We start from the raw sequence: 16,379 nt of genomic DNA on the forward strand, positions 1-16,379 counted from the left end.
TCACCGTTCTTTAGGTATCAGTATTTGGAGCGTTTTTTCTTTCACAATAAGTCATTGAGTGCCTTGTCTAATGTAGGGTAGTCAAAATTGAAGCCCGCGCCAAGCAGACGTTTTGGATAAACTCCCTGCCCATAGATGAGTAAATCTGCCATTTCACCGAATAGTAATTTCATTACCCATGCAGGCATAGAGAGTAAGCAAGGCCTGTGAAGTTGTGCAGCGAGTGTTTTTGAAAATTCATGGTTGTTAACCGCGTTTGGTGCAGTCATATTGAAAATGCCGTTTGAAGTTGAATTTTCAAGCAAAAAAATGATGCCTTTGACCATGTCTTGGATGTGGATCCAAGACATTAATTGCCGGCCATCCGCAACTACACTACCTATTCCTAGCTTGAACGACGGCAGCAGTTTTTTTAGTGCTCCACCGTCTTTACTCAACACAATGCCAGTTCGGAGTATGCATACGCGAGTATTCTGGTTGGTCTTAAGTGCTTCATTTTCCCACATCGAACATAATTCATGTGAAAACTCAATAAAGGCTTCTTCAAACGATTCATCTATCAGTAGATTTGGCGATTGCCTACCGTAGTAGCCAATTGCACTTCCCGAGATAAAAACGCTAGGTGGATTTACACAGTTATTTATTTTCGAAACGAGCGATTGCGTTATCCCAAGTCTACTTTGCACAATTAACTGCTTCTGTTGCTCATTCCACCGTTTTTCAGCGATAGGCTCACCAGCCAAATTGATTACTGCATCAATATCATTAAAATCAACATCTTCAATGTGTGAGATTGGAGTGATATGATTTGAGCCACTGAACAGTTTATTGTCAGTGTTTCTTGTTAACACAAAAAGCGAGTGTGCGTTTAATTGAGCACAAAGCATGCTACCGATTAAACCAGTTCCACCTGTTATTAATATTTTCATAGAAGTTTATGTGACTGAAATATACTCTATATACGGTATAGTGGATGGTTTAGATTAGCGCGAGCGCCACGAATTTATTTGAAACACATTGTGGTATATGCGTGTTTCAACCGTTTGAAAGGGAAAAAGATGTCTCAAGTTTCACCCGCACATCGAACACTAGTAATACTCGCTTGTCTGGTTATTGTTTTTGCCGGAATTAAGCTTGCTAGTAGCATAGTTATTCCATTTATATTGGCAGCGTTTATCGCCATTATTTGTAGTCCAATGCTTCATTTCTTTGCTCGGTTTCATATACCAAAAGGCATTTCTATTTTGCTTATTATCGCAATCGTGGTTGGTATAGGTGTGAGTTTAGCTGGATTGGTCGGGCAATCTGTAACGGATTTTTCGAAACAGCTTCCAAGTTACAAGGCTCAGCTACAAGACAAGTTCGTGTGGTTAATTAATATCGCGGCAACGTATGGCGTACCGGTTGACAAGCAGCAACTCATTAAGCTCTTTGATCCAGGCCAAGTATTTGATGTGGCTACAAATACTTTGTCGAGCCTAGGTGGTGTGATGGCAAACATATTCCTCATCATGTTAACTGTTATCTTTATGCTTTTCGAGGCGCCAACCTTAAGTCAAAAAGTGCATCTCGCATTAGATGACCCTGAAATGAAAATGAAAGCCATTGACCGATTCTTAGAGTCTATCAACAGTTATCTTGCCATCAAAACGCTTGTTTCGCTGGCCACCGGTGTGTTGGTGAGTGTTTTCCTCTGGATCCTCGGGTTGGATTATTTTCTGTTATGGGGCGTTATTGCTTTCTTTTTGAATTACATTCCAAACATTGGTTCAATCATCGCCGCCGTGCCCGCTGTTTTACTTGCACTTGTTACACTCGGTCCGTTGGAATCTGGAATTGTTGCAATTGGTTATGTCATCATTAATACGGTGATGGGCAATATCATTGAACCGAAATTTATGGGTAAAGGGCTTGGGTTATCAACGTTGGTTGTTTTCTTATCACTCATTTTTTGGGGATGGCTACTCGGAACGGTGGGTATGTTGTTGTCGGTTCCTCTCACTATGGTCGTTAAGATAGGTTTAGAAAATACAGAGAAAGGGAAGTGGCTTGCGGTCTTACTAGGGAACGTTGATGAAAACAAAGATGCCCACTAATAGGGCATCTTAAGCGTTTCTAAGTTTTGTTTACGTAAATTAATTTCGCAGGTTTTATAGGCAATTGCCGCCTTCGTTGGATTAGGCATTTTATGCAAATAACGCCATCTGCAGGTGTCTTCCATATAATTTACTTGGTTACTGGCAGCTCGTTTAATGATAGGCAGGAGCTGAGTGTTACCAGTATCTTCCTGTATTTTTTCAATGTCTAGCTTGAGCTTTTGAAACCAAGTCTGTTCAGATGATTTTAACAGTTCGATATTTTGATCTAAACATTGGATATACTTTTTAGCTTTTTCAGGATGATCACTTTCAAGAGCACTGCAATCGCGCAAATTGTCTAGAGCATGTACAGAAGGAGCTAAAAGTAAGCTCAAAGCCATTAAATTAGTTCTTTTCATTTTTAAATTCTACCACAAATTCTGCGCCGCCGAGCTCTGACTGACCTATCACTAAATTACCGTGATAGGAATTGACCAAGTCTGACACAATCGCCATACCTACGCCATGTCCTGCTTCATATGTGTCTAGCCGTTTGCCTCGGGTAAGAAGATCTTCTCGCTTGTCCTCTGGGACACCAGGCCCATCATCACTAACGCACAAGCGAACACCTTTGTTTTGCAAACGGGTCACCGTTATATCGACTTTGGATGCGCAAGCTTTACACGCGTTATCAATTAAATTGCCAAAAATTTCCATTAAATCTGTTTTGTCTCCAAGAAAAGCGGCTTTCTCTTCACATGAAAACGTAAATTCAATGTCTTTTTGGTGATAAACCTTTCTCATTGCATTAAGTATAGACTGTACAATAGGTTCAATTTCAGTTTGCTTTTTCCAAGCATCAGAAGCACCCGTTGCAGCTCGCTTTAATTGATGCTCAATCATTGCGTTAATGCGGTCAAGTTGCTCCTGAGCGTCTAAATCGTTTGCTAAGGAGACTCGATTTCAAAACCGCTAAAGGTGTTTTTAAGGCATGCGCGAGATCACTTAATGAGGCTCGATACCGTTCTTTCTGACGTTGCTGTGATTCCAGTAGAAGGTTTAAGTCGAGCTTGATATTTCGAAGTTCGACAGGGTAGAGTCCTGACACTCGTTCTCGATTGCCAGCTTCAATTTCTTTGATTTCTTTGTCCAGTCGTTGCAGCGGTCGTGCGTTCCAAATAAAGCCAAGCGCCATGAGTCCTGCAATCACAATCCCCATTATCAGCATCCACGTGACGAGTGTATCCCTAAATCGACCCATTTGAGCGAGTAGAGCAGAGTTTTGCTTTAATAAGATAAAACGGGCTTGCTGTGAATGCTCCGCGTTGCCGAGGATAACCGTTAAGCTGAGTTGCCAATAGGCAACGCCTTGGTAATCAACACGTCTAAAATCTGAGTTACCAGCCTGCGCATCACTGAATTCGGGTGAGACGGAGAGATTTACAGCAGACTCGGAATACCAAATGAGTTCGTTACCTTGATAAATTAGCGCGTAAGTATCTGAGTTGAGGCGATTGAGTTCGGGTGCCAAGATGCTTCTGGGCATGCCAATTCCCTCATCCAAAAATTCAACTTCTGAGATAAGCGAATATAAGTGTGCTTCAAGTGTATTGCGCGTGGCTTCGACCAGAGAATCGTAATAAGCACGACCAATCGAAAAGAAAAGCGAAGGTAAAGCAACAACTAAAACAAAGACAAGGATAAATCCTTGTCTTATTTTTAGGGATATTTGCGGTCCAATTACCACTGTGTTTTTAACCTATATCCTCTACCGCGAAGCGTCTCAACAGGGTTAAGTTCGCCCGATGGGTCAAGTTTCTTACGAAGGCGTAGTACGAAAACTTCGATAACGTTTGAATCTAAGTCGAAGTCTTGATCATAGATATGTTCAGTGAGACTCAGCCTTAGAAATAACCTTTTGTGGGTTTACCATCATGTATTCGAGGACTTTATACTCGTAAGCCGTTAAACTCATTTCTTCATCGTTCACCCAAACTTGTTGAGAGCGGGTATTTAGTTTAATTGGGCCGATAATAATTTCAGGGTTCGCTTGGCCTGCACTGCGACGTATAAGCGCATTACAGCGCGCAATCAATTCTTCTACATGGAATGGTTTCGTTAAGTAATCGTCTGCGCCAGCGTCGAGACCTTCAACTTTGTCTTGCCATCTGTCGCGAGCTGTTAAAATGAGGATTGGGATATCAACTTCAGCAGCTCTTGCTTTTTTAATCAGCTCAATACCATCAAGTTTAGGTAAACCTAAGTCGATAACCGCCATGTCGAGCGGGTACTCTTTTATATGGAATAAGCCAGACTCACCATCATGGCAAACATCAACACTGTATTTTTCTTTTTCTAGAGCATTTCGCAGGTTGTCTGCCAAATGCAAATCGTCTTCAATTACCAAAATTCGCATGGTTTAGTCCTTACGCACAGCGCCTGTCTTCTTGTCTACTTGTACATCAAGCACCCGGCCATTTGAACCGAGAATTCGAATGATGTAGTACGAGCCTTGATCTGTAATTTTAAGTGTCTTACCGCTGTATTCCTTTAATGCTAATTCAACGGCTTCCTTTTTAGTCAATGTGTCAGAGTCTGTTTTCCCAAAGGCTGGTGGCAAAGACCAAATACTCAGTCCAATCACCGCAACTAAAGTGAACAATCTCATCATCTAACTCCAATTTTCTGGGTTACGACATCGTAGGCTTTTACACAGACTACAAATGCAAGGCATGGTACAAGCCTAGTCGCGACGCTCTGAACTCTTCCTGAATTAAAATGAATACCTTAAAACACGCGTTTGAACGGTTTTACGATACTTTCCTTGTAGACGCCAGCGTCTAGGTAAGGGTCAGCAGCAGCCCAAGTTTTAGCGGCTTCAAGCGAGTCAAACTCTGCGATAACCAATGAACCTGTGAATCCAGCAGAGCCTCGGATCATTACTGTCGATAGCTGGAAGAGGACCCGCAGTAAATAATCTTCCTTCTTCTTTTAGCGCTTCTAATCGTGCAAGATGTAGTGGGCGAGTTGCTAAGCGTTTATCGAGCGAATTTTCAACATCGATAGAGTAAATCATGTACAACATATTAATCCTTGGCACTTTTTATGTGGTTCTATGGCGTATCTTAGACTGTCTCATGGGTATGTGTAAACGTAATGCGCCAGTAATTAGTCGGGTTTAACGGCATAACACTTGAAATCGTTGAGCTAAGACTGGTAGAGTCGGCCGGATATTGGAAAAAATAATAATAAGGTAGTTCGCATGAGTAGCAATCGAGAGCATTTTAGCTCGCGACTAGGGTTTATTTTAGCGGCCGCAGGATCGGCAGTAGGTATTGGAAACCTAGTGGGTTTCCCTGTCTCTGCAACAAAAAACGGTGGTGGCGCATTTCTTCTCATCTACGCATTGTTTGTAGCGTTCATTTGTTTACCTGTCATGATGGCCGAAATGGCGATGGGTCGAAAAGCCCAAAAAGACCCATATGGTGCCTACAAGAAACTGTCGGACCGTTCAACGAAATGGTCAATAGCGGGTATGCTTGGTGTGATCACGCCATTTATGATCGCGGTATTTTATATGGTCATCACTGTCTGGATTTTCGGTTATCTTGCTCAGACAACACTCGGTAATTTGGACCTGTTAGCGCAACCTGAACATTTTGATACATTTATCAACAACACCAACGTGTTCTGGTACATGATAGTAGTGGCTGTCATTGTTAATTTGATATTAGTTGGTGGCGTTAAAGAAGGAATTGAAAAGGCATCTAAAGTATTAATGCCAGCATTGTTTGTGTTATTGATTGGTTTAGTGGCTTATGTGCTTACACTTGATAACGCGATGGCTGGTGTGAAATTTTATATTGTGCCGGACATTTCCAAACTTAATGCAGGTGTATTGAACGGCGCGCTTTCACAAGCGTTTTTCTCGTTGTCATTAGGTATGGGGATTCTAATGACTTACGCGTCTTATATATCTAAAAAAGACGACATAGTTGGTGGTGCGCGTATGGTTGCCATTACCGATTCACTGGTCGCGTTTATCGCGGGATTAATGGTACTGCCTGCAATTTTCAGTTTTAACCCAAACACCAATCCTGAAGAACTGTCAGACTCGTCAGTTTCTATGATTTTTGTCTATTTGCCTAAACTGTTACTCGCATTGCAATCAGACATTGGCTACGTTGGCGCATCATTAGTTGCGGGTGTGTTCTTCCTGCTGGTTTTCTTTGCTGCTATTACATCGCTTGTGTCAATTGTTGAGGTACCTACCGCTACATTAATCGAAGAAGCTCGCCTGAGTCGTAAAAAGGCACTTATGGTGCTTGCTGCATCTATCGGTATTCTTACTGTGATGTGTACGATGTCATTTGGCATGGTTGAATGGTTAACCAAGTTTACTTGGTATGGTGGTGCTAACAAGAGCATGTTTGACTTGGTTTACGATATCTTCTACGACACTATTTTGCCTTTGAACGGGTTAATCGTGTGTATTTTTGTTATGTATAAATGGAAAAAAGCGAAACTTTCTGAAGAGCTAGCTCAAGGTTGTGAAGGCTATGAAGGCAGTTGGATGGAGAAGTACGTTAACTTCTCGCTATCGACCTTTATTCCTGTGATTTTGCTCGCCATTTTTATTAATACTGTCGCAACGAAATTTTTCGGTACCAGTCTATTCGGTTTCTAAGTGTTCAAATTGGTAGGGTGTGTATACACCTTACCAATTTGCCCCAGAGTCTAGATATCCACCCAATCCCAACGTAAATATCCAAAGCCCCCACAAACTATGTTCTAGTACACACACCAAAAGTGAACGGCTTTGTGCGTAAGTGTACGCAAATAACAAGCCCCCACAAAACGACAGCAGAATAGCCATCAAGTTATCGTAGACGCAATGAGCCAAAGCAAACGTTAACGCGCTTAGGATCACACGGTGTGATTTTTTCGGAATAATTCGTTTGTAGCGATGAAAGAAATAACTCCTAAATATAAGCTCTTGTGGCAACACGGAGAGCAGCGGGTACACAATCAGTAGTCTTAGCCAATCTAATGGAGATTGCCGTGGTAGGGCAAACCAGTTGTCTTGATTGATAAGGCCATAAAGCATGCCAGAGAATAGCGCACCGATTAGGAAAAAGGTGAAAAGACGTTGTTTCACTGCGGAAAATGTACCTAAGGTTGTTAACCTAAAGCGCTTGAAATGCGGGTCGGTAAGTAACAAAAAGGCGCAGATCGCCATAAGGATTATTAATGCAGGAAGCAGCCAGTTAGCAAGTTGTGCTCGGAATTGATATGCCATTAAAGGCAAACCAAAAAACACAAAAATCAGTTCACACCACCGATATTGAGAAGAGTTCAAGGTCTTGTTCAATTTATGGACTGTATGTTCAGACTATAGACCAAGAAAGGCAGCTTTGTGACGAAATTCACAGACTTGAGAAAATTTTGAATGCCGCGCCTAAAATTAAGTTAGTTAGGCGCGGCAGAATGTGATTACTGTTCTTCTGGTAAGAACTTGTACACTTTAAACATCGTAAATACGATTGCGATAAAAGTAATACCCATCAATCCAAACACTTTAAAATTCACCCACGTATCGAGCGAATAGTTAAACGCCACGTAAAGATTTAAGACCGCAATACTTAAAAATAGGAAAACCCAAAGTACCAGAAGCTGATTAAAAATTGCGTTAGGAATATTAATTTCAACTTCTTGCTCTTTCTGCACTGAAGAGAAAAGGCCCATTAATGCTTTTTCCACTAAGTTGGTTTTAAAGAGCAGTTTCCCAAATAAGATGGACAAGCCGAGTAGTGCGTAGATGATAGAGACTTTCCATTGAATAAACTGTTCGTCGTGAAATGCCAGAGTCATCCCTCCAAGCACCACGGCAATCCCCGCAAAAATCCAGTGTCGGGTTTCTATTTTTCCAGTAGAAACTTTGTAATACACCAATTGGACAATCGCAGCGATGATTAAAACGCCAGTTGCCCAAAAAATGTCGACGGCTTTATAAACGACAAAAAATAAAATAAGTGGCAAATACTCGAATAACAGTGCCATAAAATAAGTCTCTCCTAATAAGATAACGTGGTTTTACCAAGTTGTTCAAAGAAGTTCAAGATTGACTTTACTCTTTAATTCCCATAGCCTGCCGAGCTTTTCGAGTGTCGTTGCGAGAAACAGAAGGAAAACGGATGAACAAAAAGTCGCTTGTTGAGCTTATGTCAGCACAAGCTGAACTACCGAAAACTCACGTAAACGCTGCATTAAATAGCCTACTTGCAATCATCACAAAACGTCTATCTGAAGGTGACCAAGTCCAACTTCACAATTTGGGGACGTTTACCCTGAGTTATCATCCTGCCAAAGAGGGTCGTAATCCACAGACAGGTGAGAAAATTTTAATAGAGGGTGCAAACAAAGTGTTGTTTAAGCCTGCCAAAGCGCTGAAAGAGGCACTTTCTAATTAAAGAAAGTGCCAAAAAGAGGGGGGACTTATCGATGTGTCGCTGCTTTCATGCTACGGACGAATTGAGTCAACGTAGTGAGCATGTTCGGAAAGTCACTAAGATTTTGTTCGATGATTTTGACGACGGCCGAACCACTGATTGCTCCAGCAGCGCCAGCCTCTAACGCAGCCTTTACATGCTCCGGTGTGGAAATACCAAAGCCAAGAAGTGCAGGCGCCGCTCGATAGCTTAGCAATTTATCAACAATGTCCCCAGCAGGCATTTCAGCAACGGTGTCTGTACCTGTTACGCCAGCACGAGAAAGCAGATAGGTATAACCTCTACCATAGGACGCGCATTGGCGAAGCGTATCATCGTCCGCGTTCGGTGTTGCGATAAAAATAGGGGCTATTTCATTTGCCATAGCCGCCTGTCTAAAACGTTTAGATTCATGCAGAGGCACATCAGCAACGAGCACGGAATCGACACCAACGGCGCGAGCTTGTTCATAAAATGAGTCTATGCCCTTGGCAAAAACCAAATTTGAGTACAGCAGCAAACCAATAGGAATGTTTGCGTTGTACTCTCGTATGGCTTTAATTATGTCAAAACTGTCTTGGGTATTAATATGTGCGTTCAGAGCACGGATATTGGCAGACTGAATTACTGGACCATCTGCGATAGGGTCAGAAAACGGAATACCCAGTTCTAACGCGTCTGCACCGCCATCGATCAAGGCTTTGATTATTTCAATGCTCTGTTCTTTAGAAGGATCACCGAGTGTTACAAACGGTACAAATGCGCCTTCATTTTTCTTATTTAACTGTTCGAACAGTTCGTCATAGCGTCTCATAGTGAACCTCTCTTCGCTAATACTTGGTGAACATGGGTTAGGTCTTTATCGCCTCGTCCACTTAGATTCACAACAAGGATGGTCTCTTCGGTTTGCGCTTCGGCGTATTTTAGCGCGTACGCAAGGGCATGGCTTGATTCAAGCGCTGGGATAATCCCTTCATTTTTTGCTAAGGCTTGGAACGCATCCAGCGCTTCGTCATCTGTGATGCCAACGTATTGCGCACGACCAGTTTCAGCCAAATACGCATGTTGAGGACCTACGGCGGGATAATCAAGTCCAGCAGATACGGAATACGACTCCTCTATCTGGCCGTCTTGGTTTTGCATAATAAACGTGTAAGCTCCGTGCAAAATGCCTTTTGAACCTTTACAGATAGCCGCACCATGTTCCTCGGTATCTAAACCTTTGCCAGCAGGCTCTACGCCAATTAATTTTACACTTGAGTCACCAATGAAATCGGCGAACATCCCGATTGCATTTGAACCGCCGCCCACACAAGCTATTACAGCATCCGGCAAACGGCCTTCTGCATTAAGCACTTGCTCTTTCGCCTCTATTCCAATCATTTTTTGGAATTCACGGACAATTGTTGGGAATGGGTGGGGGCCGGCCGCTGTACCTAGTAGGTAATGTGCAGTCTTATAGTTCGCTGACCAATCACGAAGCGCTTCGTTTACTGCGTCTTTCAGCGTTCCAGAACCCGCGGTAACCGGTATCACTTCTGCGCCCATTAAACGCATACGAAATACGTTGGGTTGTTGGCGTTCGACGTCTTTTGCACCCATATAGATACGGCATTTTAAGCCAAGGAGCGCGCATGCTAATGCTGTCGCTACGCCATGTTGACCAGCACCAGTTTCAGCAATGACTTCATTCTTGCCCATTCTTTTAGTCAACAGTGCTTGCCCTAATACCTGATTTGTTTTGTGCGCGCCACCATGAAGTAAATCTTCACGTTTCAAATAGAGTTTTACTTTCGGATTTTTTACTAAATTACGCGTTAGAGTAAGTGGTGTTGGTCGTCCTGCGTACTCAGTAAGGAGTTGATTAAACTCCGTCAAAAACGCAGGATCGTTTTGCGCTTTTTCAAATTCTGCATCTAGTTGTTTTAATGCTGGCACTAATAATTCTGGGACAAACATGCCACCAAAATCGCCAAAATAACCTTTGTTACTCATGTCCACCTCAATAATTTCTAATTTGCGAAAAAGCATCGTTGATTTTATCTACACACTTTTTGCCAGGAGTAAGTTCGACTCCTGAATTTAAATCAAAACCGAGCGCACCGACTTTGTGTGCGTCTGGAATATTTGCTGCACTGAGTCTCGCCAGCTAGTATAAATGGGGTTTTAAGGTCTTTGATGAGTTCCCAGTTAAATTGCTTGCCGGTTCCACCGGATTGCCCATTCGCTTTAGTATCAAAAATATGTCTATCGACTAGTTCAAAGAGATCGGGCTGGACATCCGAAACACCCAATGCTTTCCAAATCTGACAATTTACAGGCAAAAGATTTCGAAGCAGCGTGATGTAATCTGCGTCTTCATCGCCATGGAGCTGGACGGCCGCGAGCTTTAATGTATTGGCGTACTCAGCCACTTCTTCCAGAGATGAGTTGACAAACACACCCACATATTTAAGAGGCGCACTGTCGACCACTTCTCTTGCGCAGTCTAAATTGACGTAGCGAGGTGATTTACTATAGAAAATAAGTCCACCAAAAACAGCACCCGCATTATACGCGTTTAAAGCGTCCTGTGATCGAGTGAGTCCACAGACTTTGTTTTCACCCAAAATCAACTGTCTACACGCACTGTCGAGACTTTGTTGTGCCATCAATGAGCTGCCCACTAGAAAACCATCAACAATAGGCGACAGGCGTTTTACATCTTGATGAGTGTAAATCCCTGATTCAGAGATGACCACGGCGCCATTGGTAATTAATGGGCGAAGTCGTTCTGTGGTCTCAAGGCAGGTAGACAAGTCTCTTAGGTTACGGTTATTGATACCAATGAGGTCTGCCCCAAGCGCTTGTGCTCTAGCCGTTTCCTCTTCATTACTCACTTCGGTTAAAATCGACATGTTCAAAGATTTAGCAACATGTGCAAGAGCAGTGTATTGCGCATCGTCGAGCACGGATAACATTAACAGTACGGCATCGCCACCGTAAAAACGTGCTAAATAGATTTGGTACTCGTCGATAAAAAAATCTTTACAGATAAGCGGTTGTGAGACTTTTGAACGTACATACTCTAGGTACTGATAACTACCTTGAAAATATTTTTCATCCGTTAGCACGCTGATACAAGTTGCATAGCGCGAATAGACCGACGTTATCTCGTCTAGGTCGAAGTGTGCGCGGATAAGCCCTTTCGAAGGAGATGCTTTTTTACATTCAAGAATAAATTGGGTGCCTTGTTGAGCAAGTGCAGCAGTAAAATTACGCTTAGTAGGTCGTACTTTGTCTTTAAACTCGCTGAGTGGGAACGCAATCTTGCGCTGTTCAAGCTCTATCTCTTTATCTGCGACAATGCGCTCGAGTACATTAGCCATGACTTACCTCTTTAATTGATTCTAATGTTTTTATCGCTTGACCACTTTCTAACGTTGATAGAACAAAGTCACAGGCGACATTGAGCGAATCAAATCGACCTTGCATGTAGAGAAGGGCGGCTACATTGGCCGCAATTGCTGCATTGTGTGCAGGTAATCCTTGTCCAGAAAGAATGGCGATGCTGGCTTTAGCATTGTAGTCTGGCGTATCCCCAGCAATCGATTCAAGTGAATAGTTTGCAAGTCCAAAGTTTTCTGGTGTGAGTTGATACTCGCGAATCACACCATTCTTTAGTTCAGCTACGATGGTATTGCCATGAAGCGCGATTTCATCCGTTCCAGCGCCATGAACGACCATAGCATGTTTTGTTCCTAACTTTTGCAGGGTTTGAGCCATTGGTAAACATAACTTAGCATCGTACACGCCAAGGAGCTGTATGTCTGGCTGTGCTGGGTTGGCAAGTGGACCTAAAATATTGAAAATGGTGCGCGTTTTTAGCTCTGTTCTTACTGGCATCGCATGTTTTACACCTTGATGATAGAGCGGTGCAAATAAAAACGTAAACCCAGTTTTGCGTAAACATTCTTCAGCTTGAGCTGGCGACATATCAATATTGATGCCTAATGTTTTAAGCAAGTCAGCTGAACCTGATTTACTCGACACGTCGCGGTTTCCATGTTTGACCATCGGGATCCCGCATGCAGCCGCGACAATCGCGGCGGTAGTGCTTACGTTAATGGTGTTTGAACCATCACCGCCTGTACCGCAACTATCGGCTGTCGCAAGTCCGTTAGAGTTAAAAGGAATAGCGTGTTTACGCATGGAAGCAGCGGCCCCTGCGATTTCATCGACTGTTTCACCTTTCAACTTTAGTGCGACAAGCGCCGCGGTCAATTCAATATCACTCACGTTGCCTTGCATGATCGCATCGAAAAATGTTTGGCTTTGTTCAAAGTTTAATGACTCGTTTTTCAATAGAATATTGAGTATGTCCATTTAAGCCACTCCTTTTGCTAAAAAGTCTACGCTTTGCTTTAGTAATTGATCTCCGTTTGGCGTGAGAATGGATTCTGGATGGAATTGAAAACCCAGAGCGTTGTCATTCTCATGGTAAATTGCCATCGGAATATCTTCATATTTCGCAATGACGTTTAAGCACTCAGGTACTGAGGTCGCCATTAATGAATGATAGCGAGCGACAGGTATGTTGTTGCCCATTCCTTCAAACACAGGGTGTGCCGAAATATCGATAATCGATGATTTACCATGCACAGTTTGACCTGCGTGCCCAACAGTGCCCCCGTAACTTTGTGTTAGCGCTTGGTGCCCAAGACAAATGCCAAGCATTGGAAATTGACCGCGACATTTCTCAATGAGTTCCAGCAGACAACCTGCCTCGGATGGAGCTCCAGGCCCAGGTGAGAGCACGAGAATAACGGGGGCGGTTTCTTCTTTCATTTTATTGAATAAGTAGCTGGCATCGATGTTATTGCGATACACCACAAGGTCATGGCCAAGTAAAAGCAATTCGTCTACGAGGTTGTAGCTAAACGAATCAAAGTTATCTAAAAAGTAAATTTTGCATGGAGTTGATGTGGTCATTCCGCTGCCCCTTGATAGGTTGACTGAATTGCTCTTAATACGGCCTGAGCTTTAGCTCGAGTTTCGTTCGCTTCAGATTGAGGATCAGAATCAAATACAACCCCTGCACCCGCTTGCACATACGCTATATCGTCTTTTACGAACGCAGAGCGAATGACAATACACGTGTCCATATCACCAGAACCAGTCAGATAACCAACCGCGCCACCATAACTGCCGCGACGAGTTTGCTCAACGTGACGGATGAGTTCAGCGGCTTTGACTTTAGGAGCGCCGACTAACGTACCCATGTTCATGCAAGCTTGGTATGCGTGTAGAGCGTCTAAGTCGCGTCTTAATTGGCCAACAACGCGAGAAACCAAGTGCATCACTTGAGAATATCGGTCAACTTTCAGTAATTCTTTCGCGTGGCGAGTACCGGGTTGGCTTATCCGGGCAACATCATTGCGAGCCAAATCCACAAGCATTAAATGCTCAGCTCGTTCTTTTTGGTCGTTTCTCAGTTCAAGCTCAATGCGGCTATCTAAATCAGGATTAATACGACCATCAGCAAACTTACCACGTGGGCGAGTGCCTGCGATGGGGTAGACTTCAACTTGATTCGACGTTGAGCAGTACTTTAAAGCAGATTCTGGTGAAGCTCCGAATAACGTAAATTCTTCATCCTGCATATAGAACATATATGGACTGGGATTTTGTTGCTTCAATTGCTGGTAAGCAAAAAGTGAATTTTTGCATTCAATCGAGAACGTACGAGAAGGAACAACTTGGAAAATGTCGCCGTCGACAATATGTTTCTTTAGCTGATTAACTTGTTCGCAGAACATTGCATCATCGATGCTTACTTTTACATCGGCATTGCCCGATATTTTGTTCACATTAAACGTGTTATGGGTATTGCACGTAGTGTTTAACGCTTCAAGCTGTTTACCTACTTCAAAACAATTAGCATGTACTTCGGGACCATTAAACACATTACCGATTAATTCGGTTGTTTGCGCTTGGTGATCAATCACGATTAATGTTTCGGCTAAGTAAAATACATAGTCAGGACAAGTATTCAGGCCATTAGGTACGTTAGGGAGGGTTTCAAAGTTAGCAACCATGTCGTACGCAAAGACGCCCCCTAAGAAAATACCGAAAGGCGTGTCACCATTGTTCTTAATGGCGTTTAGCGTGGTGCGAAGTGCTGAGAAGGCGTTGCTTGCTTTAAGTTTCTCATTTTCGTCAAACACACCGACTGTCTGACGATAACTAATCGTAAGTAGGTCGTCGCTCAAAGAGCAATCGCAGTCTTCTAGCTGAGTTACAAGAAAAGGTAAAACTTGTTTGCCGTTATTGGATAATGCTTTTGCATATACGGTGTGTCCCTGGCATTCAAAGCGAATGGCACTGTCAACTAATATTAAACTCTTAACACTGTCTTTTGAGTCTATCTCTGCCGACTCCAATAACAATGAATTTGGTTTGTTGAGCGCAGCGTACAGCGACAATGGACTGGCAATGTAGTCCCGTCGCTGCCGTATACTGGTCACTTCACCTGGCTGTGTTGTGATATGACTAAAAATCACCCTCATTCCCCTTTAAAAAAAAGCCCCCGCAAGCTGTGCTATGCGGGGGCTGTTAAATACGTACAACAATGCCGTCCCGCGTTATGGGCACCACCACCATGAATGTGTAGTTGCATTGTTGTAAGCCATTTTTCACCTCAAAACCTAAAAAAAAACCCGCATCATGTGCGGGTTTCTAAAAATCGTTAGACACGACCTATCGTCACCCGCAAATTACGAGTGCCACCACCAACCTTTGTTGTTCATTTTTGTCGTCATAGTCATGATGTTAATAGTACGTTGTGTCTTTTGTTGGGTACAGTAAATAGTATGGTGTAGTGAATGTCAAGGTCAAATTGGACGTTCAGATGGAAATTTGGCGAGGTAGGAGCAGTAAAAGACTGTTATACTCGGTTTAAATCAATTAAGTAGTAGACTATTCGTGATCACCAAATACGATTTGCACAGCCACACCCATTATTCAGATGGCCGATTAACCGTTTCTGAACTGCTCGACAGGGCTGTTGAAAGAAACGTTGATGTGTTGGCGATAACCGATCACGATTCAGTGCAAGCTATTTCGGAAGCGAATCGTCTAATTGATGAGAAACAGTTACAGCTTTCCTTAGTTAGTGGCGTCGAGATTTCGACGAAATGGCACAGTTTTGAAATACACGTCGTTGGATTAGACATCAACATAGCATCATCGGCGCTAGTTGACTTACTTGATTCGCAAACCCAAAAAAGAGAAGCTCGAGCCATTGAAATTGGCAACCGACTGGCCAAAGCGGGCTACCTCGATGTTTATTCTGACGCTAAGGCGCTTGCCGAGCAGGGACAAATTACGCGCGCTCATTTCGCACAGGTATTGGTTAATCGTGGCGTTGCAAAAAATTTGCAAGGCGTGTTTAACAAGTTTCTTACACGCGGCAACACAGGGTATGTTCCATCAGAATGGTGTACGATAGCGGATGCGGTGAGTGCAATAAAATCGTCTGGCGGTATAGCTGTATTGGCACACCCAGGACGTTATAAAATGTCAAACAAGTGGTTACGAAAGTTGTTAGACGAGTTTTCTAATGCAGGAGGTAGGGCAATCGAGGTTGCGCTACCACAACAAGCGCCTTGTGAAAGACAATTTTTAGGTCAGCTTTGTCAAGAATATGGTCTACTGGGAAGCCAAGGCTCCGATTTTCACTATCCTACGCCTTGGTCAGACTTAGGAAAAAATTTATATTTGCCTAAAGATTGTCAGGGTGTTTGGCAATTTTGGGAAGAAAAAGGAGAGTAAA

14 protein-coding genes and 4 pseudogenes are annotated in these 16,379 nt (G+C 43.1%); 4 read left to right on the top strand and 14 right to left on the bottom strand.

Annotation, left to right across the window (positions count from 1 at the left end; all coding sequences use genetic code 11):
- Positions 1-41: 41 nt before the first annotated feature.
- Positions 42-929, bottom strand: coding sequence for a TIGR01777 family oxidoreductase (locus tag J5O05_RS17040; protein WP_208841709.1), 888 nt, complete (start codon positions 927-929; stop codon positions 42-44).
- A gap of 129 nt (positions 930-1,058) precedes the next feature.
- Between J5O05_RS17040 and J5O05_RS17045 the strand changes: the two genes are divergently transcribed.
- Positions 1,059-2,096, top strand: coding sequence for an AI-2E family transporter (locus tag J5O05_RS17045; protein WP_208841710.1), 1,038 nt, complete (start codon positions 1,059-1,061; stop codon positions 2,094-2,096).
- Here J5O05_RS17045 and J5O05_RS17050 read toward each other — a convergent pair.
- The 5 genes and pseudogenes from J5O05_RS17050 to J5O05_RS17070 form a co-directional block, all read right to left on the bottom strand.
- Entirely contained in the window at positions 2,093-2,497 is a 405-nt protein-coding gene (locus J5O05_RS17050) for a hypothetical protein (protein WP_208841711.1), read from the bottom strand. The two genes, J5O05_RS17045 and J5O05_RS17050, sit on opposite strands and share 4 nt — an antisense overlap.
- Positions 2,484-3,825, bottom strand: a pseudogene (locus J5O05_RS17055) (ATP-binding protein). Before J5O05_RS17055 ends, J5O05_RS17050 begins: the two are co-directional and overlap by 14 nt.
- A pseudogene (locus J5O05_RS17060) lies at positions 3,819-4,494 on the bottom strand (response regulator transcription factor). The pseudogenes J5O05_RS17055 and J5O05_RS17060 overlap by 7 nt, the downstream one beginning before the upstream one ends.
- A gap of 3 nt (positions 4,495-4,497) precedes the next feature.
- Positions 4,498-4,749, bottom strand: coding sequence for a PepSY domain-containing protein (locus J5O05_RS17065; protein ID WP_244369500.1), 252 nt, complete (start codon positions 4,747-4,749; stop codon positions 4,498-4,500).
- Between the two features lie 116 nt (positions 4,750-4,865).
- Positions 4,866-5,163, bottom strand: a pseudogene (locus J5O05_RS17070) (YciI family protein).
- A gap of 177 nt (positions 5,164-5,340) precedes the next feature.
- Between J5O05_RS17070 and J5O05_RS17075 the strand changes: the two are divergent.
- Positions 5,341-6,765 carry a sodium-dependent transporter gene (locus tag J5O05_RS17075; protein ID WP_208841712.1) on the top strand — a complete coding sequence of 475 codons (1,425 nt, stop codon included), beginning with the start codon at positions 5,341-5,343 and terminating at the stop codon, positions 6,763-6,765.
- Positions 6,766-6,795: 30 nt separating this feature from the next.
- On the opposite strand, the gene J5O05_RS17080 is transcribed toward J5O05_RS17075, so the two are convergent.
- Positions 6,796-7,437, bottom strand: a complete 642-nt coding sequence (locus J5O05_RS17080) for a CPBP family intramembrane glutamic endopeptidase (protein WP_208841713.1) — start codon at positions 7,435-7,437, stop codon at positions 6,796-6,798.
- A 134-nt stretch (positions 7,438-7,571) separates the two neighbouring features.
- Positions 7,572-8,138: an inner membrane-spanning protein YciB gene (locus tag J5O05_RS17085; protein ID WP_208841714.1), complete on the bottom strand. Its 567-nt coding sequence runs from the start codon at positions 8,136-8,138 to the stop codon at positions 7,572-7,574.
- Between the two features lie 134 nt (positions 8,139-8,272).
- Here J5O05_RS17085 and J5O05_RS17090 point away from each other — a divergent pair, with 134 nt between their 5' ends.
- The gene (locus J5O05_RS17090; protein WP_208841715.1) at positions 8,273-8,548 is read left to right on the top strand and encodes an HU family DNA-binding protein; all 276 of its coding nucleotides are present in this window, start codon (positions 8,273-8,275) and stop codon (positions 8,546-8,548) included.
- Between the two features lie 25 nt (positions 8,549-8,573).
- On the opposite strand, the gene trpA is transcribed toward J5O05_RS17090, so the two are convergent.
- From trpA to J5O05_RS17120, 6 genes and pseudogenes are all read right to left on the bottom strand, one after another.
- Positions 8,574-9,380 (bottom strand): tryptophan synthase subunit alpha, encoded by an 807-nt coding sequence (gene trpA, locus J5O05_RS17095; protein ID WP_208841716.1) that lies wholly within the window; start codon positions 9,378-9,380, stop codon positions 8,574-8,576.
- Positions 9,377-10,561: a tryptophan synthase subunit beta gene (trpB, locus tag J5O05_RS17100; protein ID WP_208841717.1), complete on the bottom strand. Its 1,185-nt coding sequence runs from the start codon at positions 10,559-10,561 to the stop codon at positions 9,377-9,379. Before trpB ends, trpA begins: the two co-directional genes overlap by 4 nt.
- Positions 10,562-10,568: 7 nt before the next feature.
- A pseudogene (gene trpCF / locus J5O05_RS17105) lies at positions 10,569-11,934 on the bottom strand (bifunctional indole-3-glycerol-phosphate synthase TrpC/phosphoribosylanthranilate isomerase TrpF).
- Positions 11,927-12,931: an anthranilate phosphoribosyltransferase gene (trpD, locus tag J5O05_RS17110; protein WP_208843079.1), complete on the bottom strand. Its 1,005-nt coding sequence runs from the start codon at positions 12,929-12,931 to the stop codon at positions 11,927-11,929. Before trpD ends, trpCF begins: the two are co-directional and overlap by 8 nt.
- Positions 12,932-13,537, bottom strand: coding sequence for an aminodeoxychorismate/anthranilate synthase component II (locus J5O05_RS17115; protein ID WP_208843080.1), 606 nt, complete (start codon positions 13,535-13,537; stop codon positions 12,932-12,934).
- Positions 13,534-15,108, bottom strand: coding sequence for an anthranilate synthase component 1 (locus J5O05_RS17120; RefSeq protein ID WP_208843081.1), 1,575 nt, complete (start codon positions 15,106-15,108; stop codon positions 13,534-13,536). The genes J5O05_RS17115 and J5O05_RS17120 overlap by 4 nt, the downstream gene beginning before the upstream one ends.
- A 424-nt stretch (positions 15,109-15,532) precedes the next feature.
- Here J5O05_RS17120 and rnm point away from each other — a divergent pair, with 424 nt between their 5' ends.
- Entirely contained in the window at positions 15,533-16,378 is an 846-nt protein-coding gene (rnm, locus tag J5O05_RS17125) for an RNase RNM (RefSeq protein WP_208844563.1), read from the top strand.
- The last annotated feature ends 1 nt before the right edge of the window (position 16,379 follow it).

The sequence above is a fragment of the Pseudoalteromonas xiamenensis genome (assembly GCF_017638925.1).
GTDB lineage: Bacteria > Pseudomonadota > Gammaproteobacteria > Enterobacterales > Alteromonadaceae > Pseudoalteromonas > Pseudoalteromonas xiamenensis.

Excerpts from the sequence above, each read along its gene's own strand:
- J5O05_RS17040 (WP_208841709.1), bottom strand. The coding sequence starts at position 929 with ATGAAAATATTAATAACAGGTGGAACTGGTTTAATCGGTAGCATGCTT.
- J5O05_RS17045 (WP_208841710.1), top strand. The coding sequence starts at position 1,059 with ATGTCTCAAGTTTCACCCGCACATCGAACACTAGTAATACTCGCTTGT.
- J5O05_RS17050 (WP_208841711.1), bottom strand. The coding sequence starts at position 2,497 with ATGAAAAGAACTAATTTAATGGCTTTGAGCTTACTTTTAGCTCCTTCT.
- J5O05_RS17065 (WP_244369500.1), bottom strand. The coding sequence starts at position 4,749 with ATGATGAGATTGTTCACTTTAGTTGCGGTGATTGGACTGAGTATTTGG.
- J5O05_RS17075 (WP_208841712.1), top strand. The coding sequence starts at position 5,341 with ATGAGTAGCAATCGAGAGCATTTTAGCTCGCGACTAGGGTTTATTTTA.
- J5O05_RS17085 (WP_208841714.1), bottom strand. The coding sequence starts at position 8,138 with ATGGCACTGTTATTCGAGTATTTGCCACTTATTTTATTTTTTGTCGTT.
- J5O05_RS17090 (WP_208841715.1), top strand. The coding sequence starts at position 8,273 with ATGAACAAAAAGTCGCTTGTTGAGCTTATGTCAGCACAAGCTGAACTA.
- trpA (WP_208841716.1), bottom strand. The coding sequence starts at position 9,380 with ATGAGACGCTATGACGAACTGTTCGAACAGTTAAATAAGAAAAATGAA.
- trpB (WP_208841717.1), bottom strand. The coding sequence starts at position 10,561 with ATGAGTAACAAAGGTTATTTTGGCGATTTTGGTGGCATGTTTGTCCCA.
- trpD (WP_208843079.1), bottom strand. The coding sequence starts at position 12,931 with ATGGACATACTCAATATTCTATTGAAAAACGAGTCATTAAACTTTGAA.
- J5O05_RS17115 (WP_208843080.1), bottom strand. The coding sequence starts at position 13,537 with ATGACCACATCAACTCCATGCAAAATTTACTTTTTAGATAACTTTGAT.